Source organism: Pseudomonas sp. B21_DOA (assembly GCA_030544685.1).
GTDB lineage: Bacteria > Pseudomonadota > Gammaproteobacteria > Pseudomonadales > Pseudomonadaceae > Aquipseudomonas > Aquipseudomonas fluorescens_AO.
In genome coordinates, this window is the sequence record CP086683.1 from 730366 (window position 1) to 752772 (window position 22407).

Annotated in this window: 22 protein-coding genes and 7 pseudogenes; 11 read left to right on the top strand and 18 right to left on the bottom strand. The window is 61.0% G+C overall.

Annotated elements, in window-relative coordinates:
* Window positions 1-96: 96 nt before the first annotated feature.
* The 6 genes and pseudogenes from LJU32_03475 to LJU32_03500 form a co-directional block, all read right to left on the bottom strand.
* Window positions 97-1335 (bottom strand): heme biosynthesis protein HemY, encoded by a 1239-nt coding sequence (locus LJU32_03475; GenBank protein WKV89479.1) that lies wholly within the window; start codon window positions 1333-1335, stop codon window positions 97-99.
* Window positions 1332-2474, bottom strand: a complete 1143-nt coding sequence (locus LJU32_03480; GenBank protein ID WKV91033.1) for a uroporphyrinogen-III C-methyltransferase — start codon at window positions 2472-2474, stop codon at window positions 1332-1334. Before LJU32_03480 ends, LJU32_03475 begins: the two co-directional genes overlap by 4 nt.
* 24 nt (window positions 2475-2498) lie before the next feature.
* Window positions 2499-3257 (bottom strand): annotated as a pseudogene (locus LJU32_03485) (uroporphyrinogen-III synthase).
* Window positions 3254-4195, bottom strand: coding sequence for a hydroxymethylbilane synthase (gene hemC / locus LJU32_03490; protein WKV89480.1), 942 nt, complete (start codon window positions 4193-4195; stop codon window positions 3254-3256). Before hemC ends, LJU32_03485 begins: the two are co-directional and overlap by 4 nt.
* Before the next feature lie 138 nt (window positions 4196-4333).
* The gene (locus LJU32_03495) at window positions 4334-5080 is read right to left on the bottom strand and encodes a LytTR family DNA-binding domain-containing protein (GenBank protein WKV89481.1); all 747 of its coding nucleotides are present in this window, start codon (window positions 5078-5080) and stop codon (window positions 4334-4336) included.
* Window positions 5077-5226: pseudogene (locus LJU32_03500) on the bottom strand (sensor histidine kinase). Before LJU32_03500 ends, LJU32_03495 begins: the two are co-directional and overlap by 4 nt.
* A gap of 322 nt (window positions 5227-5548) precedes the next feature.
* Here LJU32_03500 and argH point away from each other — a divergent pair.
* Window positions 5549-6943, top strand: coding sequence for an argininosuccinate lyase (argH, locus tag LJU32_03505; protein WKV89482.1), 1395 nt, complete (start codon window positions 5549-5551; stop codon window positions 6941-6943).
* A gap of 119 nt (window positions 6944-7062) precedes the next feature.
* Here the strand turns inward: argH and LJU32_03510 are convergent, their stop codons facing one another.
* A complete protein-coding gene (locus LJU32_03510) occupies window positions 7063-7722 on the bottom strand; it encodes a glutathione S-transferase N-terminal domain-containing protein (GenBank protein ID WKV89483.1) in 660 nt (219 codons plus the stop codon).
* Between the two features lie 123 nt (window positions 7723-7845).
* Here LJU32_03510 and LJU32_03515 point away from each other — a divergent pair, with 123 nt between their 5' ends.
* The 3 genes and pseudogenes from LJU32_03515 to LJU32_03525 all read left to right on the top strand — a co-directional run bounded on the left by LJU32_03515 (window position 7846) and on the right by LJU32_03525 (window position 11604).
* Window positions 7846-8136 carry a hypothetical protein gene (locus LJU32_03515; protein ID WKV89484.1) on the top strand — a complete coding sequence of 97 codons (291 nt, stop codon included), beginning with the start codon at window positions 7846-7848 and terminating at the stop codon, window positions 8134-8136.
* Between the two features lie 196 nt (window positions 8137-8332).
* Entirely contained in the window at window positions 8333-8578 is a 246-nt protein-coding gene (locus LJU32_03520) for a TIGR02647 family protein (protein WKV89485.1), read from the top strand.
* A gap of 183 nt (window positions 8579-8761) precedes the next feature.
* Window positions 8762-11604: pseudogene (locus tag LJU32_03525) on the top strand (class I adenylate cyclase).
* A gap of 9 nt (window positions 11605-11613) precedes the next feature.
* Here the strand turns inward: LJU32_03525 and rnk are convergent.
* The 4 genes and pseudogenes from rnk to LJU32_03545 all read right to left on the bottom strand — a co-directional run bounded on the left by rnk (window position 11614) and on the right by LJU32_03545 (window position 13048).
* Entirely contained in the window at window positions 11614-12033 is a 420-nt protein-coding gene (gene rnk / locus LJU32_03530) for a nucleoside diphosphate kinase regulator (protein WKV89486.1), read from the bottom strand.
* A 249-nt stretch (window positions 12034-12282) separates the two neighbouring features.
* Window positions 12283-12504, bottom strand: coding sequence for a DUF1289 domain-containing protein (locus tag LJU32_03535; GenBank protein ID WKV89487.1), 222 nt, complete (start codon window positions 12502-12504; stop codon window positions 12283-12285).
* Window positions 12505-12507: 3 nt separating this feature from the next.
* The gene (gene cyaY, locus LJU32_03540; protein ID WKV89488.1) at window positions 12508-12840 is read right to left on the bottom strand and encodes an iron donor protein CyaY; all 333 of its coding nucleotides are present in this window, start codon (window positions 12838-12840) and stop codon (window positions 12508-12510) included.
* 112 nt (window positions 12841-12952) lie between these two features.
* Window positions 12953-13048: pseudogene (locus LJU32_03545) on the bottom strand (metal ABC transporter ATP-binding protein).
* A gap of 103 nt (window positions 13049-13151) precedes the next feature.
* Here LJU32_03545 and LJU32_03550 point away from each other — a divergent pair.
* From LJU32_03550 to LJU32_03575, 6 genes and pseudogenes are all read left to right on the top strand, one after another.
* Window positions 13152-13325: a lipoprotein gene (locus LJU32_03550; GenBank protein WKV89489.1), complete on the top strand. Its 174-nt coding sequence runs from the start codon at window positions 13152-13154 to the stop codon at window positions 13323-13325.
* A 9-nt stretch (window positions 13326-13334) separates the two neighbouring features.
* Complete coding sequence (gene lysA, locus LJU32_03555) at window positions 13335-14582, top strand: diaminopimelate decarboxylase (GenBank protein ID WKV89490.1); 1248 nt, start codon at window positions 13335-13337, stop codon at window positions 14580-14582.
* A gap of 3 nt (window positions 14583-14585) precedes the next feature.
* Window positions 14586-15416 carry a diaminopimelate epimerase gene (gene dapF, locus LJU32_03560; GenBank protein ID WKV89491.1) on the top strand — a complete coding sequence of 277 codons (831 nt, stop codon included), beginning with the start codon at window positions 14586-14588 and terminating at the stop codon, window positions 15414-15416.
* 13 nt (window positions 15417-15429) lie between these two features.
* Window positions 15430-16155, top strand: a complete 726-nt coding sequence (locus LJU32_03565; GenBank protein ID WKV89492.1) for a DUF484 family protein — start codon at window positions 15430-15432, stop codon at window positions 16153-16155.
* Window positions 16156-16157: 2 nt separating this feature from the next.
* Window positions 16158-17055, top strand: a pseudogene (gene xerC / locus LJU32_03570) (tyrosine recombinase XerC).
* The gene (locus LJU32_03575) at window positions 17052-17759 is read left to right on the top strand and encodes an HAD family hydrolase (protein ID WKV89493.1); all 708 of its coding nucleotides are present in this window, start codon (window positions 17052-17054) and stop codon (window positions 17757-17759) included. Before xerC ends, LJU32_03575 begins: the two are co-directional and overlap by 4 nt.
* 9 nt (window positions 17760-17768) lie before the next feature.
* On the opposite strand, the pseudogene LJU32_03580 reads toward LJU32_03575, so the two are convergent.
* The 5 genes and pseudogenes from LJU32_03580 to glnK all read right to left on the bottom strand — a co-directional run bounded on the left by LJU32_03580 (window position 17769) and on the right by glnK (window position 20728).
* Window positions 17769-17870 (bottom strand): annotated as a pseudogene (locus tag LJU32_03580) (metal ABC transporter ATP-binding protein).
* Between the two features lie 78 nt (window positions 17871-17948).
* Complete coding sequence (locus tag LJU32_03585; protein ID WKV89494.1) at window positions 17949-18275, bottom strand: hypothetical protein; 327 nt, start codon at window positions 18273-18275, stop codon at window positions 17949-17951.
* A 101-nt stretch (window positions 18276-18376) separates the two neighbouring features.
* Window positions 18377-18801, bottom strand: a pseudogene (locus LJU32_03590) (secondary thiamine-phosphate synthase enzyme YjbQ).
* 213 nt (window positions 18802-19014) lie between these two features.
* Window positions 19015-20352, bottom strand: a complete 1338-nt coding sequence (locus tag LJU32_03595) for an ammonium transporter (protein ID WKV89495.1) — start codon at window positions 20350-20352, stop codon at window positions 19015-19017.
* Between the two features lie 37 nt (window positions 20353-20389).
* On the bottom strand, window positions 20390-20728 hold the full coding sequence (gene glnK, locus LJU32_03600; GenBank protein WKV89496.1) for a P-II family nitrogen regulator: 339 nt from the start codon (window positions 20726-20728) through the stop codon (window positions 20390-20392).
* Between the two features lie 392 nt (window positions 20729-21120).
* Here glnK and LJU32_03605 point away from each other — a divergent pair, with 392 nt between their 5' ends.
* Window positions 21121-21381, top strand: a complete 261-nt coding sequence (locus tag LJU32_03605; GenBank protein WKV89497.1) for an accessory factor UbiK family protein — start codon at window positions 21121-21123, stop codon at window positions 21379-21381.
* Window positions 21382-21494: 113 nt separating this feature from the next.
* Here the strand turns inward: LJU32_03605 and LJU32_03610 are convergent, their stop codons facing one another.
* Window positions 21495-21800, bottom strand: a complete 306-nt coding sequence (locus LJU32_03610) for a HigA family addiction module antitoxin (GenBank protein ID WKV89498.1) — start codon at window positions 21798-21800, stop codon at window positions 21495-21497.
* Between the two features lie 7 nt (window positions 21801-21807).
* On the bottom strand, window positions 21808-22086 hold the full coding sequence (locus tag LJU32_03615) for a type II toxin-antitoxin system RelE/ParE family toxin (GenBank protein ID WKV89499.1): 279 nt from the start codon (window positions 22084-22086) through the stop codon (window positions 21808-21810).
* Between the last annotated feature and the right edge of the window lie 321 nt (window positions 22087-22407).

Here is a 22407-nt window from a genome sequence, read left to right on the forward strand (position 1 = left end):
GAAATGATGAAGCGAACTGTAGGAATTTGCCTCCAGCGCGCAAAGAAGCGGAATTTTCAGCATGAAAAGTTCGCGAGGGAGCAACCTCCTCGCCTTTCACACCTTCGCCGCCACCGGCAAAGGCGCCGCCAGCAGGCGTTCATCGAGCAGTCCCAGACCTTCCTGGAACAACTGGTTGCTGCGCTCGGTATCGCCAAGCTGTGCAAGCAGACGGGCCAATTCCGCACAGGTCTCCGGATTGCGCTGCACACGCAGACTGCTTTCCAGATAGTCACGCGCCTTGCCCCACAGACTGGTTTGCAGACACAAACGCCCGAGGGTCAGCAACAGGCTCGGATCGGCCGGGTGCTCTTTGAGCCAGCCTTCGGCAGTCTGCAGCTGACGCGCAGGATCGCTGCCACGAACCAGACCATAGAGCCGCGCCAGATGACTGTCGTACTTGCGCTTGAGCGCTGTGCGCAGCACTTCTTCGGCTTCGACCTGAGCGCCCAACTGGCGCAATTGCTCGGCATAGGCCAGCACCAACGGCGGCTCCTGACGCTGCGCCGAAGTCAGCTGCTCCCAGGCTCGCTTGAGTGACTGCAAACCCACCGTACCGTCTTCTTCGCGATGGGCTGCCAGGGACAGGTTTTCACCCCAGGCGCGACGCTCGAGTTCGGCCAGTTCGGCTGGCGGCAGCACTTTGTCTTTGCGCAACTCCGGCAGCAAACGAATCACCGCCGACCATTCGCCACGTTGCTGATGCAGACGCTGCAATTGACGCAGTGTCTGTGCGCTGCGCGGATGCCGCTCGTGCATCGCCTGCAAAGTCACCAGTGCACCATCGGTGTCGCCGCGATCGGTCTGCAGTTGCGCGTGACTCAGGGCGATCGCCAATTCGGCTTGCGGCTGACGTTCCAGCGCGCGCTCAAGCAAACGATCGCTTTCTTCGTACTGACCTTGCTCGTTCGCCGCACGTGCGGCGCCGAGGTAGTAAAGCAGTGGCTGACGTTCGGCTTCCGCTGCGCGGGTCAGATGCCGCTGCGCACTGGCCCAGCGGCCTTCAGCCAGATCCAGTTGGCCGTGTTCGATCGCCCCTTGCACGCGGCGACTGCGATTGCGCCGCGACCAGGGATTGACTACGCCGGTAGAGGTCATCACCAGCTCGGCCAGCACCTTGATGCCCCAGAACAGCAGCCACAGCACCGCGATCACTGCCAGTGTCGCCCACAGACTTGCCTCGTAGCGGAAGCTCTTGTACGCCACCAGCACGTAACCGGAATGCTCGGCGATCGCCAGGCCCAGCGCTGCCGTCGCGGCGATGACCAGAAACACGATTACATAAAGGCGCTTCATGGGGTCGCCTCCTGCGCCTGGTTGCCGGCAGGCTTGGCGAACGGTTTCACCGATTCCTCGGCATTGACGTTACGTCGCTCCAGATACCCTTGCACGGCGCTCAAGGTGCCGGCCAGATCCGGCGTCTGGACGGTGACCGGTTCCTTGCTCAGCTCGGCGACCTGCTCCAGCATGACTTTGCTTTGCGGGTTGTCCGGGTTGAAATTGCCCTTGAGCACATCGCGCGCCTCGGCCAGCGCCTGGGTATAGACCGCCGCCTGACCATTGAGCGCCGCCCACTGCGCTTGCTCCAGCGCCAGGCTCAGGGCCAGGCGCACCTGGCTCAGGCTCTGTCCGGCCAGCAGCGGCTTGACGTTCTTGTCAGCGTTGAAATCGATGCGGATATAGCGCGATACCTTGTCCCACCACTGCGCCCAGCGGCTGGCGCCGTCGCCGTCGGCAGTCAGGCCCAGCAGCGACTCGCCGCGATCCTTGTACTCCGGCGCCAGCTCGGTGAGGTCGATGACCTGATCGCGCAAAGCGCCGAGGCGCAGGAACAGCCCGGTGCGATCCGGCTGTTCGGTGCTGCGCAAGGCAACCAGGGTTTTCGCCACTTGCTCGCGCGCGGCGAAGGAACCCGGATCGTTCTGTTCACGGAGGATTTCGTCGGCGCCCTGCACCAGTGCCTGGGCGCTGCTGATGTCCTGCAACGCCGACAGGCGCAGGCTGGCCAGACGCAGCAAGTGCTCGGCCTCGGCCAGACGCCAGTCCTTGCGGCTGGCGCCGAGGACGGTTTCCAGACGCTGATTGAGGCGCTGCTGATCGCCCTGCAATTGCGTCACCAGACGCTGGCGTTCGGCGAGTTCGTCAGCACCGGGCAACTGCGCCAGACGCTCGGTCAGACGCTGTTCGTTGAGCTTCAGACTCTGCGCCTGATCGTTCAACGCCTGCACCTGACTCGACTGTTGCTGCGTGTTGCTCTGCAGGTGGCGCACCTGCCAGACACCCCAGCCACCGATGGCGACACCGGCGGCACCGAGCAGCAAGGCGACAATCGCCAGTCCATTGCCTCGGCGCGGCTCTTTGGCCGGTGGTGGAGTTTCAACCTGGGCATCGAGCGCAGGCTGGACGTCATCTTTTGGCAAGGCTGTTTCGCTCACGTATCCATCCTTTGCATTAGAAAACGGCACGGGAAATTCCCGTAACGCCGTCAGCAAAGCCGCGGCACTCGCGCCGCGGCAATCCACAACTGTTTGAGCCCCGGCGGCACGTGCCAGCTCGGCGACTCTCGGGCTTGGTACAAACAACGGCAACTGCGCAATCTTCGGCCAGGCATCGCCGGCCATTTGCCGCAGGTGCTCGAAACCCTGTCCACTGCTGACCACCAGCCCGTTCAAGCGTTCCGCTTCGATCCGCCGCGGCAGCTCGTTTGGCGGGTAGGCTGGCAGGTCGCGGCGATACAACTCCAGATACTCGACACTAGCACCTAGCGCGCGCAGGCGCTCGGCGAGCAGTTCACGACCGCTCTCACCGCGCAGGATCATCACCTGCGCACCGGGCTCGCTAACCGCCTCGCGCAGACGTGGCAATTGCAGCAAGGCTTCACTGTCATCGCCGTCAGCCGGGAAGCTCACATCGAGACCATGATCGCGAAGAATCTCTGCGGTCGCCGCGCCGACGCTGAACCACGGCATGCTCAATGGCGCCGTGCCTGCGGACTTGAGCAGATCCACCGCGATCCGCGCCGCCGGCTTGCTGACCACGATCACTGCGCTGCAAGCGGGCAATCGCGACATCGCCTGACGAATAGTGTCAGAGAGCGGCAGCGGAACAATGTCCAAAAGCGGCAGGCAACTGCTGAAAATCCCGTGCCCGGCCAACTGTTCGGCCAGCGCCGCGCAGTCATCCGCAGGGCGCGTCAGCAGCAGGCGCCAGGCCGTCACTCGTGACCCGCCTCGCCGTACACCGCTTTGAGAATGTCGTCGGCGCCTTGCTTGAGCAGGTCTTCAGCGACCTGTACGCCCAAGGCTTCAGCGTCAGCACGCGGCGCCCGGGCTTCGGCGCTGAGCAACTCGCCGCCGCTTGGCTCACCGACCAGTCCGCGCAACCACAACTGCTCGCCTTCGAGCACGGCATAGCAGGCGATCGGCACCTGGCAGCCGCCGTTCAAATGTTTGTTGAGGGCGCGTTCCGCGTTCACCCGCGAAGCGGTATCGGCGTGGTGCAAAGGCGCGAGCAAGGCGTGAATTTCGTGGTCGGCGCTGCGGCATTCGATGCCGACCGCGCCCTGGCCACCGGCCGGCAGACTGTCATCGACACTGATCGCCGAAGTGATGCGATCTTCGAAGCCGAGGCGGATCAGACCGGCAGCGGCGAGGATGATCGCGTCGTATTCGCCGGCGTCGAGCTTGGCCAGACGGGTATTGACGTTGCCGCGCAGAAAGCGGATCTGCAGGTCCGGGCGACGCGCCAGCAGCTGTGTCTGCCGACGCAGGCTCGAGGTGCCGACGATGGCTCCGCTCGGTAAAGCTTCAAGGCTTGCGTAGGTATTGGAGACGAAAGCATCGCGCGGATCTTCGCGCTCGCAGATACAGAACAGGCCCAACCCTTGCGGGAAATCCATCGGCACGTCTTTCATCGAATGCACGGCGATGTCGGCCTGGTTTTCCAGCAGCGCGGTTTCCAGCTCCTTGACGAACAGGCCCTTGCCGCCGATCTTCGACAGTGGTGAGTCGAGCAGCTTGTCGCCGCGACTGACCATGGGCACCAGCGTCACCAGCAGGCCAGGGTGGGCCGCCTCGAGACGGGCTTTGACGTATTCGGCCTGCCAGAGGGCCAGCGCACTTTTACGGGTGGCGATGCGGATTTCGCGAGGGGACATGGAACAATCCGTACTGAATAGATACGGCGGATAATAACAGCTCAGCCAATTCCACTTTGACCTGAATCAGAAAACGGCGTGGCCTCCCTGGCCTGCCATGCCGGGTAAAAGAATCTGGAACGCCCGGTAAAGACCGGGTCAAAGTCCCTGCATCATCTTGCGTACACCGGCCACATGCCGACGACTGACAATCAGCGCATCGCCATTAAGGCCTTTGAGGAACAACTGGAAATGTCCCAGTGGTGTGCGCTGCAATCGCTCGATGCGGTCGCGAGCGACCAGCGCGTTGCGGTGGATACGCACAAAGCGTTCGCCGAATTCGTCTTCGAGGGCTTTGAGAGGTTCGTCGAGCAGCACTTCGCCGGCTTCGTGACGCAGGGTCACGTATTTGTGGTCGGCGATGAAGTAGACCACCTGATCCAGCGGAATCAGCTCGATGCCTTTGCGGGTGCGCGCGCTGATGTGGCTGCGTGGACCGTTGCCACTTTCGGCAGCGGGACGGGTCAGGGCTGCAAGTTGCGCCCGATTGGGACGTTCAGCCCGCTTCAGGGCCTCATTCAAGTGTTCGGTTCGCACAGGTTTCACCACATAGCCCACGGCGCTGGCCTGCAGGGCTTCCACGGCAAATTCATCGGGACTGGTGCAAAACACCACGGCCGGCGGCGTCTCGCGTTCGCACAGTCGGGCAGCAACCTGCAGGCCATCGAGGCCCGGCATGCGGATATCGAGCAACACGATATCCGGTTTGTGGCTGTCGATCAGCGCTAACGCCTCCTCGCCATTCGTGGCACTGGGCTCCAGGACTGTGTAACCCTCGAGCTCGCTCACCATACGGCTTAGGCGCTCGCGAGCCAGGGGTTCGTCATCAACGATCAGGACATTCATATTGCGCTGGATTCCTGCGTGAGTCTCGCACAAGGATAGCGTAGACAGGTGTAGTGACCTCCGTCACCGCGATCCACGCTAAGACTAGCCCGAGCGCCAAAAAGTGCCGTACGTCGGCCAGCAATATTTGCCAGCGTCCGCCTGGTACTGCTCGGAGCCCAGTGTTTCCTGCGTTTCTCCCGGTGGTTGACTCAAGGACAACTCACCCGCCCCTCTTCTTATAGCCAGTGGCCAGACCTTTGCATGATCCGCATTCGCACCGACCCTTATGTCCACTGTAGACGTTCGTCGGATCGATATTGCTCAATCAAAAAATATCCTTTTGTAAATTCCCTGCAGACCGCGCCGGACATGCCTGACACATCCGCGAAAAAACCTGTCGACCGGCGTCAGCGACAGGATTGGCAACCCTGTTATTATCCGCGCCAGCGTTTCACGCCATTTCTTCAAGCCGATACGAGCGAATTCATGAGCACTGACAAGACCAATCAGTCCTGGGGCGGCCGCTTCAGTGAACCCGTCGACGCCTTCGTCGCCCGCTTCACCGCCTCCGTCACTTTCGACCAGCGCCTGTATCGCCACGACATCATGGGCTCGATCGCCCACGCCACCATGCTGGCCAAGGTCGGCGTGCTGACCGATGCCGAGCGCGACAGCATCATCGATGGCCTGAAGACCATTCAGGGCGAAATCGAGGCCGGCCAGTTCGACTGGCGCGTCGACCTCGAAGACGTGCACATGAACATCGAAGCGCGCCTGACCGACCGCATCGGCGTCACCGGTAAAAAGCTGCATACCGGGCGCAGCCGCAACGACCAGGTCGCCACCGATATCCGCCTGTGGCTGCGCGATGAAATCGACCTGATCCTCGCCGAGATCACCCGCTTGCAAAAAGGCCTGCTGGAGCAAGCCGAACGTGAGGCTGCGAGCATCATGCCGGGCTTCACCCACTTGCAGACCGCGCAGCCAGTGACTTTCGGGCATCACATGCTGGCCTGGTTCGAAATGCTCAGCCGCGATTACGAGCGCCTGGTCGACTGCCGCAAACGCACCAACCGCATGCCATTGGGCAGCGCCGCGCTGGCCGGCACCACTTACCCGATCGACCGCGAATACACCGCGCAACTGCTGGGCTTCGACGCCGTCGGCGGCAACTCGCTGGACAACGTTTCCGATCGCGACTTCGCCATCGAATTCTGCTCGGCCGCGAGCATCGCGATGATGCACCTGTCGCGTTTCTCCGAAGAGCTGGTGCTGTGGACCAGCGCGCAGTTCCAGTTCATCGATCTGCCGGACCGTTTCTGCACCGGCAGCTCGATCATGCCGCAAAAGAAAAACCCCGACGTGCCCGAGCTGGTACGCGGCAAGACCGGCCGTGTGTTCGGCGCGCTGATGGGCCTGCTGACCCTGATGAAGGGCCAGCCACTGGCCTACAACAAGGACAATCAGGAAGACAAGGAGCCGCTGTTCGACGCCGCCGACACCCTGCGCGATTCGCTGCGCGCATTTGCCGACATGATCCCGGCGATCAAGCCGAAACACGCGATCATGCGGGAAGCGGCGCTGCGCGGTTTCTCCACCGCTACCGACCTGGCGGATTATCTGGTGCGCCGTGGCCTGCCGTTCCGTGATTGCCATGAAATCGTTGGCCACGCGGTGAAGTATGGCGTCGACACCGGCAAGGATCTGGCCGAGATGAGCCTGGAAGAACTGCGTCAGTTCAGTGATCAGATCGAGCAGGACGTGTTTGCCGTGCTGACCCTGGAAGGCTCGGTGAATGCTCGCGACCATATCGGCGGGACTGCGCCGGCGCAGGTCAAGGCTGCAGTGGCGCGCGGCCAGGCCCTGCTGACCAGCCGCTAGAAGCATCGCGGGCAAGCCCGCTCCCACAGGGTTCTTTGTGGAACACAATTTTGCGTTCGCCCCATAGCCCTGTGGGAGCTGGCTTGCCAGCGATGACTGACTTCAGAGCGTTACAAAATTCACTTCTTGGCAGCAATCATCGCCAAAAACGCCGGCATCGCCGCGTCCTTGTCCACCGCAATCTTCTGCACGTGCGGATTCTGCTCAAGCCGCTCCAGCAGCGCTTTCGCCTGCGGCATCTCGGCCAGCAGATCAATCCCGAACAGCTTCTGCCCGACCGCACAGGCCAGCGGCACGCTGTAGAGGAAATACAAATCGGCAATGCTCAGGCTGTCACCCGCCACGTAGGGGGCGAACTTGCCATGACGGCCCAGCGCGGCGAAGCCCAGCAGCAGCTCGGCCCGGGTTTTCTCCTTGATCGCCTCCGGCAACGTCACACCGAAAAATGCCTCGCCATAACAGGCGCGCCCCGGCAACTCGATGTACAACTCGATCTCCTTGGCAATCGCGAGCACCTGCGCACGCTCAAACGGATCGCTCGGCAAAAGCGGCGTGGCCTTTTGTGATTGTTCGAGGTATTCGAGGATGATCGCGGTTTCGTTGATGTAACCGGCGTCCACGCCCAGCACCGGGACCTTGCCACGCGGGCTGATGGCCAGCGAGTCCGAGGTTTGCGTCGGATAGAAAGTCACTTCTTCGAAGGGCAGGCCTTTTTCCAGCAGTGCCAGTTTGACCATGTTGTAGTAGTTGCTGACAGCGAATCCGTAGAGCTTGAACATTACAGAGCCTCCAGGCCGTGCGGGGTGGGCAGTGCCTGTTTATAGATCGCCGCGACGTTTCCCGCCAGCAGCATCACGCCGCTGAATGCGGGTAAACTGGCGCCTTTCCCTGAGGAGCCTGCCATGAGCGAGCCGACAGATATCGTCAACGATGACGACGAAGAAGCATTCACCGAAGCGACCCTGATCGAAGCCATCGAGAACCAGATCGAAAGCGACAACCCGCCGGCGGCCAAGGCGACGTTGAACAAGCTGACACTGGTCGGCATCGAGCGCGAAGAGATCCTCAACCTGATGGCTCACGTGCTGGCCTACGAGATTGACGCGATGCTCGATGAAGATCGCCCGTTCGACACCCAGTGGTACGAAGCGGCACTGCGCGCTTTGCCAGAGCTGCCACCGGAAAAGCATTAAGATCAAAGATCGCAGCCTTCGGCAGCTTCTACACCGGTCTCCTGTAAGAGCTGCCGAAGGCTGCGATCTTTTTATGCGGACTACACTGGAATTCGCCTCAAGACAAAATCCCGTTGATCCGAGCACTGGACATGCCGCACCAGCAGGTTCACCTTAGAGGCGCTGTCGTCCAATTCCTAGAAAGTCTGGAGTCCTTATGTCGCTTACCCCTGAGTTGGTTGCCGAACTGGAAGTCCTTGCACTCTTCAACCTGGACAGTTCCCAGGAAGGTCTGAAAATTCATCAGACCGCTGCCCCGAAACACATCGCTGCTGCCCAGCGTCTCTTTGAAAAAGAACTCACCGATCAGCCCGACGGCGGATATCTGACCAGCCTCGGTCGCGATGCCGCGCAAAACGTGCAGACCGTACTGACGATTCTGAGAGAGCAGGAAACCGCCTGATTTTCCCCTGACTTTGCCCACGGGAACTCCTGCCACGGGATTTCCGCGGGCCCGCCCGATCGCTGCCGATAAAAAACCGACGTCAAAAAACAAATTCAGCTTAAACGTCCTGCCGCGCAGCGGCTAAACTGCGGCCATTCCGAGACCCTCTACGTCCGAGCCTGCAAGCCGGTTTGAGCTGACATGACGCGCACCCACGAAATCCGCCCCGACCTCGACGAAGGCATTGACCGCAAGGTACTCAGCCAGCTGCGCGCACGTTTTCTCAAACTCAATGAAGGCCGCCTCGGCCGTGCACTCGAAGGATTGTCGACGCGCCAGCAAAGCGTGTTGACGCTGTTGCCGCTGTTCTTCCACGTCAATCATCCGCTGCTTCCCGGCTACGTCTCGGGCAGTACGCCGGCCGGCTTGTCCAATTATGAACCGGACGCCAGCGCGCTGACCGAGGCGCAGCGCCTGACTCGCTCGTTCTCCTACAAACCGCGCCATGGCAGTAACCCGCCGCGACCGATTCACGGTCTGTTCCTGATGGGCAGCCTCGGCACGCTGGCCCAGGCCGACCAAAGCGACATGGACGTGTGGGTCTGCCATGCCCCTGATCTGAGCGAAAGCGAACTCGCCGAGCTGCGCAAGAAATGCCATTTGCTGGAAACCTGGGCCGCCAGCCAGGGCGCCGAGGCGCACTTCTTCCTGATCGACCCGGCGCGCTTCGTCAAAGGCGAACGTGATTCCCAGCTCAGTTCGGACAACTGCGGCAGCACCCAGCACTATCTGCTGCTCGACGAGTTTTATCGCACGGCGATCTGGCTGGCCGGGCGCACGCCGATCTGGTGGCTGGTGCCGGTTTATGAAGAAACAGCCTACGACGCTTACACCCACACCCTACTGTCGAAACGCTTTATTCGCGCCGACGAAACCCTCGATCTCGGGCCGATGGCGACCATTCCGCCCGGCGAGTTCATCGGCGCCGGGTTGTGGCAATTGTTCAAAGGCATCGAGTCGCCCTACAAGTCGGTGCTCAAACTGCTGCTGACCGAGGTGTACGCCAGCGAACATCCGCAGGTGCAGTGCCTGAGCCTGCGCTTCAAGAAAGCCGTGTTCGCCAATCAGCTCGATCTGGATGAACTCGACCCGTACATGGTCGTGTACCGGCGTATCGAGGAATACCTGCTCGCCCGCAACGAGCCGGAACGCCTTGAGCTGGTGCGCCGCGCGCTGTATCTGAAGGTCAACCGCAAGCTCACCGGCAACAGCCGCAGCCAGGGTTGGCAGCGCGCACTGCTCGAACGCCTGGCTGGCGAGTGGCATTGGGATCAGCGGCAACTGGCGCTGCTCGACAGCCGCAGTCAGTGGAAAGTGCGCCAGGTCAGCGCCGAGCGCCGCGCGCTGGTCAACGAACTCAATTACAGCTATCGCTTTCTGACGCAGTTCGCCCGCAGCGAACAGACCGTCAGTCTGATCAACAAGCGCGACCTCAATGTGCTTGGTCGGCGCCTGTATGCAGCGTTCGAGCGCAAGGCCGACAAGGTCGAGTTCATCAATCCGGGCATCGCCCCGGATCTGGCCGAAGACACCCTGACCCTGGTGCAGTCGCCGAACAAAAGGAGCCGGGGCAGACCCAGTGGGGCCTGTACAACGGCAGCCTGACGGCGCTGGAGTGGGAACATTTCGCGCCGATCAAGCGCAGTCGCGAGCTGCTTGAACTGCTGACCTGGTGCCACCGCAACGGCGTGATCGACAGCAGCACGCGCCTGGCCCTGCATCCTGGCACCAGCGACTTGAGCGAGTTCGAGCTGTTCAACCTGCTCGGCAGCCTGCAGCAGTGCATCGCCCTGCCCTTGCCCACCGTTGCCGAAGAGCCATTGCTGCGTGCCGCCGTGCCCAGCGAAGTGCTGCTGCTGATCAACGTAGGCGTCGACCCGCTCAAGCATCATCGCGATCTGAATATCCTGATGACCACCGAGCGCACCGACTCGCTGAGCTATGCCGGCGTGCGCGAAAACCTGGTGCTGACCCTCGATCAGGTCACGCTCAACAGCTGGAACGAAGTGCTGGTCAATCGTTTCGACGGCGCCCATGCGCTGCTCGATTGCCTGCGCGATTACCTCAACAACCTGCCGCGCGGCCCGGTGCAGCCGTCGCTGAAAGTGCGCTGCTTCTGCCACAACCGCGCGCAATTCATTGCCCGCCGCGTCGAAGAAATCATCGACACCGCACAGACCCTGTTGCTCAGTGATTTGAATCATCGCTATTTGATCCAGGTGCAGCAGCACTATCACGTGCTGGAGCTGGTGCCGGGTCAGGTCAACCATGTTGCCCTCGCCACCCTGCCGGCGCTGCTCGACTATCTGGGCGAAGAACAACCGCGCTACAGCCCACTGCACCTCGATCCGATGGCACTGGAGGATCACGACCTCGCGCTGATCCTGCCGATGGGCCAGCCTGAATGCGTTCAGGTGTTCTATCGCATCAGCGAGCAGCAGGCCGAGCTGTACGTGCTGGATGAATTCAATGCCTTGTGGCAACAGCAACTGCCGTACCACGACGAGCAAAGCCTGCTGGTACCGCTGCAGCGTTTTCTGCAATCGATCCAGTACCGCCGTGAGGCGCAATTGCCGATGGACGCTGGCCCGGCGGGCAGCCCCGAGATTTTGTATTACCAACTGTTGCCGTCAGGTCCGGGCCGCTCGCGCCGAGTCGAAACCCGACTGGCACCGCAGACGCCGGTGAACAAACCGTTCTATGACGTGCAGGCGATCATCGGCAAAGCCGCGCCCGGCGAAGTGCAGGTCACCTTGTACTGCAATCAGCGGGAATTCAGCGAGCTGGAGCATGGCGACCAGCTGTTCAGCGTGGTCGCCCGGGAGATCGTCGAGCAGCGCCGCGAGACCGAGCGCTATCGCTGCTACATCACCGACCTCGACCTCTCGGGTCTGCTCGGTGACGGGCACAGTTCAAGCAACCTGTATCTGCGCTACAAGGCGGACCTGGAGCGCTCGTTGAATGAAGCGCTCGAACAGGTTTGAGGCGAGGATTTACTCGGGGAAGGCGCCGCCGTTGACCGGTTGCGATTCCACTTCCAGTAGGGTCAGCTTCAGCGACTTGCCACCCGGAGCCGGCCAGTCGATGTGCTGACCGACCTTGAGACCCAACAGCGCGCTGCCGACCGGCGCCAGAATGGAAATCTTGCCTTCGTCGGCGTTGGCGTCCTTCGGGTAGACCAGGGTCAGGTGATAATCCTTGCCACTGCCTTCTTCGCGGCAATGCACACAGGAATTCATGGTCACGACATCGGCGGGCACTTCATCGTGGCCAACCACGGTGTCGGCGCGATCCAGCTCGGTTTGCAGCGCAATCACGCCCGGCGCAGCCTGGTCTTTCTCGCTCAGGCTGTCGATCAGGCGCTCCAGACGTTGCACGTCCAGACGGGTAAGGGTGATGGAAGGTGCGGTCATGATCCAGGCAGACTCCTTTCTTCTGCACAAAAAAGCAAAACCCCGCCAAAAAGACGGGGTTTTCACCGTGCCTCGGTGGTTTGAGGCGTTCGCGGACACTATCACAGCTCAAAAAATATACAAGTCACGCCCTTTTTTGCCTGGGTGAAACCCTTGTGGCGAGGGATTTATCCCGTTCGGCTGCGCAGCAGCCGTATGGATTTTGGGGCCGCTACGCGACCCAACGGCGATAAATCCCTCGCCACGATATCAACAGGCTTGGGATTTTCGTGCAGCAGCCTGCTGGCAAATCACCCGGCGCCGTTGATCATCGGCCGAGCGCCATTCGCGAATGTCTTCAACGTGGCGCGCGCAGCCGAGGCAGACTTTCTGTTCGTCCAGTCGGCATATGCCCGTGCAGGGCGAGGGCACCGCCGGGCTGACATTGCTGTAGAGCGGTTTCGGCGGGCGAACAGGCGCGGCATCAGTCACGAATCACAGACCTTCGAAATCGAATTCGGCGCCAGCCTGCTGCTTGACGAGGCGTTCGAGCATTTCGCCAAGTTGCTCTTCGCTCTTGTCGCACATCCAGCGCTCGCTTTCTTCGTTGTAATCGAAGTGGAAACCACCGGACACGGCCGCCAGCCACAGCTGACGCAAGGGTTCCTGGCGGCTGAAGATCAACTGGCTGCCGTTTTCGAATTTGACCGTCAGCACGCCAGCCGAGCTTTCCAGATCGATGTCCAGATCGCTTTCGTCAAATATGTCTTCCAGTTTTTCCTGGGTTTCATCGACCAGATCGTGGAAACGGGCTTCGGACAAACTCATTGCGGCAACCTCAAAAATGTCTGATCAGGCTCAAGCGCCGAAAGATACGGACGCTGCCGGCCGATTGCAAAGATTAACGACCAAGCACCTGGCCCATCCAGCACCGCCCCCGTGGGAGCGAGCCTGCTCGCGAAAGCGGTGTGTCAGGCAACGAGCCTGTTGAATTTGCCGACGCCTTCGCGAGCAGGCTCGCTCCCACAGGGATGATGCGCTTCTCAGGAGCCCCGCCGTACGGGAACCCCCTAGCATAGGCAAGCTGCCGGGTGGCCGGTATACTCCGGCGCAATTAACGCATTTTCAAGGATTTCGCCATGAAGCGCCTGATCTCTTCCCTTGCTGCGCTCGTCGCGGTTGCCTGCCTGGTCTCGGCCTGTGGCCAAAAAGGCCCGCTGTACCTGCCCGATGACGACCAGGACCCGGCCGAACAAGCCCAGTCCTCGCAAAAGCAGCCATCCAAGGCTCACAAGCACGACGTCTACCAATAAGGGATCGCCATGGACGCTTTTAACTACCGTGGCGGGGAGCTGTTCGCGGAAGGTGTGGCGCTGTCCGCCATCGCCGACCGCTTCGGCACACCCACCTATGTCTACTCGCGCGCGCACATCCAAGCGCAATATCTGGCCTACGCCGATGCGCTGGCCGGCATGCCGCATCTGGTCTGCTTCGCGGTCAAGGCCAACTCCAACCTCGGTGTACTGAATGTCCTGGCCCGTCTCGGCGCCGGTTTCGACATCGTTTCCCGTGGCGAGCTGGAACGCGTACTGGCCGCTGGTGGCAGCGCCGACAAGATCGTTTTCTCCGGCGTCGGCAAGACCCGTGACGACATGCGTCGCGCCCTCGAAGTCGGCGTGCACTGCTTCAACGTCGAATCCACCGACGAGCTCGAACGCCTGCAAGTGGTCGCCGCCGAGCTGGGTGTTCGCGCCCCGGTCTCGTTGCGCGTGAACCCGGACGTCGATGCCGGCACCCACCCGTACATTTCTACCGGTCTCAAAGAGAACAAGTTCGGCATCGCCATTGCCGACGCCGAAGACGTGTACGTACGCGCCGCGCATCTGCCGAATCTGGAAGTGGTCGGTGTCGACTGCCACATCGGTTCGCAACTGACCACGCTGCCGCCGTTCATCGATGCACTGGATCGCCTGCTCGATCTGGTCGATCGCCTCGGCGACTGCGGCATTCACCTGCGCCACATCGATCTTGGTGGCGGCCTGGGCGTGCGTTATCGCGATGAAGAGCCGCCGCTGGCTGCCGACTACATCAAAGCCGTGCGCGAGCGCCTCGACGGGCGTGATCTGGCGCTGGTGTTCGAGCCGGGCCGCTTCATCGTTGCCAATGGCGGCGTGTTGCTGACCCAGGTCGAATACCTCAAGCACACCGAGCACAAGGATTTCGCCATCGTCGACGCGGCGATGAACGACCTGATCCGTCCGGCGCTGTATCAGGCGTGGATGGACGTCACGGCCGTGAAACCGCGCGACAGCGCTACACGCAAGTACGACATCGTCGGCCCGATCTGCGAAACCGGCGATTTCCTCGCCAAGGACCGCGAGCTGGCGCTGGAAGAAGGCGACTTGCTGGCAGTGCATTCGGCCGGTGCCTACGGTTTCGTCATGAGCTCCAACTACAACACCCGCGGCCGTGCCGCTGAAGTGCTGGTGGACGGGGATCAGGTTTTTGAAGTGCGTCGCCGCGAAACCGTGGCCGAGCTGTTTGCCGGCGAAAGCCTGCTGCCGGAGTAACCCATGCTGCTGCGTTTTACCAAAATGCACGGCCTGGGCAACGACTTCATGGTCCTCGACCTGGTCAGCCAGCACGCGCACATTCAGCCCAAACACGCCAAGCAATGGGGAGATCGCCACACCGGGATCGGTTTCGACCAGTTGTTGATCGTCGAAGCGCCGAGCAACCCGGACGTGGATTTCCGCTACCGGATCTTCAATTCCGACGGTTCGGAAGTGGAACAGTGCGGCAACGGTGCGCGCTGCTTCGCCCGCTTCGTGCTCGACAAGCGTCTGACTGCCAAGCGGCAGATCCGCGTCGAGACCAAGGGCGGCATCATCGAGCTGGACGTGCGTAACGACGGCCAGATCGGCGTGAACATGGGCGCGCCGCGCCTGGTGCCGGCAGACATTCCATTCCAGGCGCCAGCCCAGGCCAGCAGCTATCAGCTGGACGTCGACGGCACCACGGTCGAACTGGCCGCCGTGTCGATGGGCAATCCCCATGCGGTGATCCGCGTGAACGACATCAACAGCGCACCGGTGCATGAGCTGGGACCGAAGATCGAACACCATCCACGCTTCCCGGCGCGGGTCAATGTCGGCTTCCTTCAGGTCATCGATCGTCACCGCGCGCAACTGCGCGTGTGGGAGCGCGGCGCCGGGGAAACCCAGGCCTGCGGCACCGGCGCCTGTGCGGCGGCGGTGGCGGCCATCAGTCAGGGGTGGATGGATTCGCCGCTGTTGATCGACCTGCCCGGCGGGCGTCTGTCCATCGAGTGGGCCGGCCCGGGCGAATCGGTGTTGATGACCGGTCCGGCAGTGCGTGTATACGAAGGACAAGTGCGTCTTTGAGCGAGCAGAAATCATGACCGACAAGCCACAGGTACCCGCCCGACCAGTCGACGAATCAGCTTCCGAGAGCCTTGAGGCAGCCGCGGTTGCCGCGTACCTGGAGGCTCATCCGGACTTCTTCGTCGAGCACGAAGAGCTGCTGCCATCGTTGCGCATCCCGCACCGACGTGGCGACACCGTGTCGCTGGTCGAGCGGCAGATGACCATCCTGCGCGACCGCAATATCGAGATGCGCCATCGCCTTTCGCATCTGATGGACGTGGCCCGCGACAACGATCGCCTCTTTGAAAAAACCCGCCGCCTGATCCTCGCGCTGATGGATGCATCGACCCTGGAAGACGTGGTCATCAGCGTTGAAGACAGCCTGCGTCAGGATTTCCAGGTACCCTTCGTCAGCCTGATCCTGCTCGGCGACAACCCGGCACCGGTCGGCCGCTGGGTGACTCACGCCGACGCGCAAACCGCGATCGGCGGCCTGCTCACCGAAGGCAAAAGCGTCAGCGGCAGCCTGCGTGAACATGAGCTGGATTTCCTCTTTGGTGAAGAACAGCGCCAGCAGATCGGCTCGACCGCCGTGGTTGCCGTCAGCCATCAGGGCATTCATGGCATTCTGGCCATCGCCAGCCGCGACCCGCAGCACTACAAGAGTTCGGTCGGCACCCTGTTCCTCAGCTACATCGCCGAGGTCATGGGCCGCGTGCTGCCACGGGTCAACAGCTCGCTGCGCTCGGTACGCTGACCATGGAACGACAACTGGACGCTTACTGCGAACATCTGCGCAGTGAGCGACAGGTGTCGCCGCACACCCTGTCGGCTTATCGCCGCGACCTTGATAAAGTCCTCGGTTGGTGCATCAAGCAGAACATCGGCAGCTGGGCCGCGCTGGACATCCAGCGCCTGCGCAGCCTGATCGCCCGGTTGCATGCGCAAGGCCAGTCCTCGCGCAGCCTCGCCCGCCTGCTCTCAGCGGTGCGCGGGCTCTATCACTACTTGAATCGCGAAGGCTTGTGCGACCACGACCCAGCCACCGGCCTGGCCCCGCCAAAGGCGAACGGCGCCTGCCGAAAACCCTCGACACTGACCGCGCCCTGCAACTGCTGGAAGGTGCGGTCGAGGACGATTTTCTCGCCCGGCGCGATCAGGCGATTCTTGAGCTGTTCTATTCCTCCGGCCTGCGCCTGTCCGAGCTGACCGGGCTCAATCTCGATCAACTCGACCTCGCCGACGGCATGGTTCAGGTGCTCGGCAAGGGCAGCAAGACCCGGCTGTTGCCGGTTGGCACCAAGGCTCGCGAAGCCTTGGAACACTGGTTGCCGCTTAGAGCCATGACCAACCCGGCGGACGATGCGGTTTTTGTCAGCCAGCAAGGTCGGCGCCTTGGCCCGCGCGCGATTCAGGTGCGGGTCAAACTCGCGGGCGAGCGCGAACTGGGGCAGAACCTGCATCCGCACATGCTCCGGCACTCGTTCGCCAGCCATTTGCTCGAGTCCTCGCAGGATCTGCGCGCGGTGCAAGAATTGCTCGGCCACTCCGACATCAAAACCACACAGATCTATACCCACCTCGACTTCCAGCATCTGGCGGCGGTCTACGACAGCGCCCACCCCGGGCCAAACGCATGAAAGGCGATGATTCATGAGCATTCAGTTGATCACCTTCGACCTCGACGACACTTTGTGGGATACCGCGCCGGTGATCGCCAGCGCCGAAACCGTGTTGCGCGAATGGCTGAGCGAACATGCGTCGAATCTGGGCGCAGTGCCGGTGGAGCATTTGTGGTCGATCCGCGAGCGCGTGCTGGCGGGCGAACCGGGGCTCAAGCACCGCATCAGCGCGTTGCGCCGACGCGTGCTGTTCCACGCGCTGGAAGAAGCCGGATATGCCCACGGCGAAGCGTCGGATCTGGCTGACAAGGCTTTTGAAGTATTCCTGCACGCTCGGCATCAGATCGAAGTGTTCCCCGAAGTCGAGCCGCTGCTGGAGCTGCTCGCCAATCACTATGCCCTCGGCGTGGTCACCAATGGCAATGCCGACGTGCGTCGACTGGGGCTGGCGGATTACTTCAAGTTCGCCTTGTGCGCCGAAGACATCGGCATCGCCAAACCGGATGCGCGGCTGTTCCAAGAAGCCTTGCAACGGGGCGGCGTAAGCGCTGAAGCAGCGGTGCATGTCGGCGATCATCCCGGTGATGACATCGCCGGGGCGCAGCAGGCAGGCTTGCGCGCGGTGTGGTTCAACCCGACGGGCAAGGTCTGGGAGGCGGAGCGCTTGCCGGATGCGGAGATTCGCAGCCTGACCGATTTGCCAGCGGTGCTCGCACGCTGGAATGCTTCCTCGAACTGATCTATAGCCCTGTGGGAGCGAGCCTGCTCGCGAATGCGGTGTGTCATTCAACATGTGTGTCGGCTGACATGCCCTCTTCGCGAGCAGGCTCGCTCCCACAGGGAACTGCATTTGTTTTCAACGGATTGATTCCAGGCATGAAAAAGCCCGCAGCGACGGCGGGCTTTTTCAGCAAGCGAGCGACGCGCCTCAGATAGGGCGGCTGCCGTACTTGTTGTCCGGCTTTTTGGGCGGATCGGCGACCACGTTGGCCTCTACTTCCTGCACCTTGCCGCCGCGCGCAAGGAATTCTTCCATGGCCTTGGCCAGGGCGTCACGCTCCTTGTTCTTGGCTTCGATGCTCGGCAACTCGTCGACCGATACCGCAGCCTTGGCTTTGCCTTTGGCAGCCGGGGCCGGCGTGTCGTCACCGCCATCGTCTTCGGCAACGTCTTCCGCTGCCGCTTCCAGGCCTTCCTCGGCCTCGTCTTCGTCGCCTACTTCGAGGTCGTCGTTTTCCAGATCATCGTCGCTCATGTTCTACCTCATGACTTGCCAAAAGCAGATTAGTTATAGACCAGCTTTGGCGGCTGTCGAAGCCGCCGTTGAAAAATCTTCCACCGCTGCCCGGCAGCGGCTCATGCCTGTTCACCGTGCAAGGTGGCGAGGACTTTACGGGCACCGCCGTGATCACGGTGCTCGCCCAGATAAATCCCTTGCCAGGTACCCAGTGCCAGCCGCCCTGCCGAAACCGGCAGGCTGATCTGGCAACCCAGCACGCTGGCCTTGAAGTGCGCCGGGAGATCGTCCGGGCCTTCATCGTTGTGCTCGTAGCCGTCCGTTCCTTGTGGGATCAGACGATTGAAAAATCGTTCGAAGTCGCGGCGAACTGCCGGATCGGCGTTCTCGTTGATGGTCAACGACGCCGATGTGTGCTGCAGCCACAAATGCAACAGACCGACCCGACAGGTCCTGAGTTCAGGCAAGCCTGCGAGCAACTCGTCGGTTACCAGATGAAAGCCCCGGGCCGTGCCCGCAGGGTTATCAGAGTCTGTTGCCACATACAGTTCTCCGCTCGTTCGGGGCGCATTCTAGCGTGCTCTGAAAAAAACAAAGGCCCTAATATTCCTGCAGCGATGTAAGCGATTGCCCGCAGAAAAAGCCTCGTCGTAAAGACGACCAAAGCCGTAAGAAAAATCCTTTCAGCCGCTTCTTGGATGACAAATCCCGGACAAAAAAATGCCCGGCGAACCGGGCAATTTTTTATCGCGCGTACTTACAGGTTGTAGCCGCGTTCGTTGTGTTGTGCCAGATCGAGGCCGACCGACTCTTCTTCCTCGGTGACACGCAGCCCCATGACGGCGTCCAGCACCTTGAGGATGATGAAGGTGACGATCGCGGTGTAGATCACCGTGAAGCCGACGCCTTTGATCTGAATCCAGACCTGCGCGCCGATGTCGGTCACGGTGCCGAAGCCGCCCAGTGCCGGGGCTGCGAATACACCGGTGAGGATCGCGCCGAGAATACCGCCGATGCCGTGCACGCCGAAGGCATCCAGAGAATCGTCATAGCCGAGTTTGCGCTTCAGGGTGGTGGCGCAGAAGAAGCACACCACGCCTGCGGCCAGACCGATCACCAGTGCACCCATCGGGCCTACGGTGCCAGCGGCCGGAGTGATCGCGACCAGACCGGCGACCACGCCCGAAGCGATGCCCAGTGCACTTGGCTTGCCGTGGGTGACCCACTCGGCAAACATCCAGCCCAGTGCGGCAGCGGCAGTGGCGATCTGGGTAACCAGCATCGCCATACCGGCAGTGCCGTTGGCAGCAGCAGCGGAACCGGCGTTGAAGCCGAACCAGCCGACCCACAGCATCGCCGCGCCCATCAGCGTGTAGCCGAGGTTATGCGGAGCCATTGGTGTGGTCGGGAAGCCTTTGCGCTTGCCCAATACCAGGCACGCGACCAGGCCGGCGATACCGGCGTTGATGTGCACCACGGTGCCGCCAGCGAAGTCGAGCACGCCCCAGTCCCACATCAGGCCGCCGTTACCGGACCAGACCATGTGCGCGATCGGTGCATAAACCAGAGTGAACCAGACGCCCATGAAGATCAGCATCGCGGAGAACTTCATGCGCTCGGCGAACGCGCCGACGATCAGCGCTGGAGTAATGATCGCGAAGGTCATCTGGAAGGTGATGAATACCGCCTCAGGGAACAGCGCCGCCGGGCCGGTGATGCTCGAAGGCGTGACACCGGCGAGGAACGCCTTGCCCATGCCGCCGAAGAATGAATTGAAGTTGACGACGCCCTGCTCCATGCCGGTAGTGTCGAAGGCAATGCTGTAGCCATAAATGACCCACAGGATGCTGATCAGACCGGTAATGGCGAAGCACTGCATCAGCACGGAAAGAATGTTTTTCGAGCGAACCATACCGCCGTAGAACAGCGCCAGGCCGGGAATGGTCATGAACAGCACGAGCGCTGTCGAGGTGAGCATCCAGGCGGTGTCGCCGGAATTGAGGACTGGCGCTGCCACTTCGTCTGCCGCCATGGCGATGCCGGGCATTACGATGGACAACAGGGCGCCTAGCCCTGCGAATTTACGCAGAGTCATATAGTTTTCTCCTGGGGCGTTGGGTTTGTGGCGGCGCTTAGATCGCGTCGGTATCGGTTTCGCCGGTACGGATGCGGATCGCCTGTTCCAGATTGACCACGAAGATCTTGCCGTCACCGATCTTGCCGGTGTTGGCCGCTTTGGTTATCGCCTCGATAACCCGATCCAGATCCTTGTCGTCGATGGCCACGTCGATTTTCACCTTGGGCAGAAAATCGACCACATATTCCGCGCCGCGATACAGCTCGGTGTGACCCTTCTGCCGGCCGAAGCCTTTGACTTCAGTGACGGTAATGCCCTGCACGCCGATTTCGGACAGCGACTCGCGCACGTCGTCCAACTTGAACGGCTTGATGATGGCAGTGACTAGCTTCATGAAACTCTCTCCCGAATTGGTGGACTTGCCCCAGGAAAACAAACCCGTCTCAAGTCTAAGCGCAGTGCCTGGCTTTGTAACGCATCGTTGACGCCAGCTAACCGCATCAGACGAAACTCCCGCTTCGTCTGCCGCACTGCATTCGTCACAGCGACTGCATCAGTGCATGGGTCGAGGGTGACTAAGCAGAAACCTTGCCAGCTCGGCAAAAACCCTGCATTTCAATCTCTTGGCGCCTGTTGCACGCGCTCGGGCAGAACAGCGTTTGCCGATACGCACAACAACGGTGCGCCACCGTCCGCCCCCTGCGCGAAAAGCGTGCATCCGTGCAACGGGATTGACTATAGACACTGCGTGATACACTGCCGGCCATTGTTTCCAGGACATTTCCCATGCTCGCGCCCAAAGACTTCCTCGACGCCCTGAGCGGCACCGCCTCCCGCCTCTTCAGCGGCGATACCCCGCTGCCGAAAGCCGAAATCGAAAGCCAGTTCAAAATGCTGCTGCAAAGTGCCTTCAGCAAACTCGATCTGGTCAGCCGGGAAGAGTTCGATAGTCAGATGGTGGTGTTGGCGCGCACGCGGGCACGGCTTGAGAGTCTTGAAGCGAAGGTGGCGGAGATGGAGGCGAAACTGAATCCGCCGGCTGAATAGCATCACTACTGACAGTGAAGGTTGGGCACGCTCTTCAGCTTTAAAGGCGTCGAAAAAACACCTTCAAACGTTTTCCTTCAAGCAGCCTTCAGCTCCACTGCCTAGATTCACTATCAAGCGCAATGTGCCAGCCGCTCGACCTGATCACGGATTGCAGCTCCTCTTTCAATTTCGGCTTTTCGCAGATCGTAAGTCGATTGGAGGTTCAGCCAAAACTCAGGAGTGGTGTCCAGACAGATTGAAAGTCTTAAAGCCATGTCAGCGCTGATGCCCCGGCGCTGTAGAACGATATCGTTCACCGTCGGAGTAGACACGCTCAATGCTCTCGCCAACGCAGCGGCTGTGAGGCTCAAAGGCTCCAGATACTCCTCTTTGAGGATCTCGCCGGGATGGACCGGACGCATACCATTCTTGGTCATACTCACCTCAGTGATAATCGACGATTTCAACATCCTCGGGCCCATTCAGGCCCCAGACGAAGCAAATTCGCCATTGGGCGTTGATACGAATACTGTATTGCCCCTTCCGATCGCCTCCCAGAGACTCGAGCCGATTTCCGGGAGGAGATCGGAGATCAGCCAACGCAGCTGCCGCATCAAGCATCGTCAGCTTACGTTCCGCGACACTCAATATGGCTGACCAGAAACGGGTTTTACCACTTCGGAACAGGTATTCGGTTTCAGGACATCTGAAGCTAACGATCATAGTTTAAAGCTTAACGTTATGCATTAACGCTGAGTTTATTCGTGAAAATCATTAGCGCAAACAGATGATCTTGCGATTTGGGTGTTCTCTCAGGACTTTCAGAAACGGACTACGCATGCTTGCTGGTTCTTACTGAACCCGTTGCTATCTCCTACACAAACTCTCCCCTATTCCCGTTTGCCATGGCCTGGCAAGTTCCTGGCATTTCTTGCGGCAACATCCTGCGAAATTTTTGCGCTCCACTCACCCCACTAAAATGGCTTCGCCCTACTACCCTTCAAAAACCCGCAGGAAGCGGCTCCCCGATTCAGCTCAAGGAAC

What these genes read in the sequence shown, in the direction of transcription:
- LJU32_03595 (WKV89495.1), bottom strand. Translation starts at nt 20,352, where the DNA reads ATGACTCTGCGTAAATTCGCAGGGCTAGGCGCCCTGTTGTCCATCGTA.
- LJU32_03565 (WKV89492.1), top strand. Translation starts at nt 15,430, where the DNA reads ATGACCGACAAGCCACAGGTACCCGCCCGACCAGTCGACGAATCAGCT.
- lysA (WKV89490.1), top strand. Translation starts at nt 13,335, where the DNA reads ATGGACGCTTTTAACTACCGTGGCGGGGAGCTGTTCGCGGAAGGTGTG.
- LJU32_03495 (WKV89481.1), bottom strand. Translation starts at nt 5,080, where the DNA reads ATGAATGTCCTGATCGTTGATGACGAACCCCTGGCTCGCGAGCGCCTA.
- hemC (WKV89480.1), bottom strand. Translation starts at nt 4,195, where the DNA reads ATGTCCCCTCGCGAAATCCGCATCGCCACCCGTAAAAGTGCGCTGGCC.
- dapF (WKV89491.1), top strand. Translation starts at nt 14,586, where the DNA reads ATGCTGCTGCGTTTTACCAAAATGCACGGCCTGGGCAACGACTTCATG.
- LJU32_03585 (WKV89494.1), bottom strand. Translation starts at nt 18,275, where the DNA reads ATGAGCGACGATGATCTGGAAAACGACGACCTCGAAGTAGGCGACGAA.
- LJU32_03510 (WKV89483.1), bottom strand. Translation starts at nt 7,722, where the DNA reads ATGTTCAAGCTCTACGGATTCGCTGTCAGCAACTACTACAACATGGTC.
- argH (WKV89482.1), top strand. Translation starts at nt 5,549, where the DNA reads ATGAGCACTGACAAGACCAATCAGTCCTGGGGCGGCCGCTTCAGTGAA.
- LJU32_03575 (WKV89493.1), top strand. Translation starts at nt 17,052, where the DNA reads ATGAGCATTCAGTTGATCACCTTCGACCTCGACGACACTTTGTGGGAT.
- LJU32_03550 (WKV89489.1), top strand. Translation starts at nt 13,152, where the DNA reads ATGAAGCGCCTGATCTCTTCCCTTGCTGCGCTCGTCGCGGTTGCCTGC.
- LJU32_03610 (WKV89498.1), bottom strand. Translation starts at nt 21,800, where the DNA reads ATGACCAAGAATGGTATGCGTCCGGTCCATCCCGGCGAGATCCTCAAA.
- LJU32_03605 (WKV89497.1), top strand. Translation starts at nt 21,121, where the DNA reads ATGCTCGCGCCCAAAGACTTCCTCGACGCCCTGAGCGGCACCGCCTCC.
- cyaY (WKV89488.1), bottom strand. Translation starts at nt 12,840, where the DNA reads ATGAGTTTGTCCGAAGCCCGTTTCCACGATCTGGTCGATGAAACCCAG.
- rnk (WKV89486.1), bottom strand. Translation starts at nt 12,033, where the DNA reads ATGACCGCACCTTCCATCACCCTTACCCGTCTGGACGTGCAACGTCTG.
- LJU32_03520 (WKV89485.1), top strand. Translation starts at nt 8,333, where the DNA reads ATGTCGCTTACCCCTGAGTTGGTTGCCGAACTGGAAGTCCTTGCACTC.
- LJU32_03515 (WKV89484.1), top strand. Translation starts at nt 7,846, where the DNA reads ATGAGCGAGCCGACAGATATCGTCAACGATGACGACGAAGAAGCATTC.
- LJU32_03475 (WKV89479.1), bottom strand. Translation starts at nt 1,335, where the DNA reads ATGAAGCGCCTTTATGTAATCGTGTTTCTGGTCATCGCCGCGACGGCA.
- glnK (WKV89496.1), bottom strand. Translation starts at nt 20,728, where the DNA reads ATGAAGCTAGTCACTGCCATCATCAAGCCGTTCAAGTTGGACGACGTG.
- LJU32_03615 (WKV89499.1), bottom strand. Translation starts at nt 22,086, where the DNA reads ATGATCGTTAGCTTCAGATGTCCTGAAACCGAATACCTGTTCCGAAGT.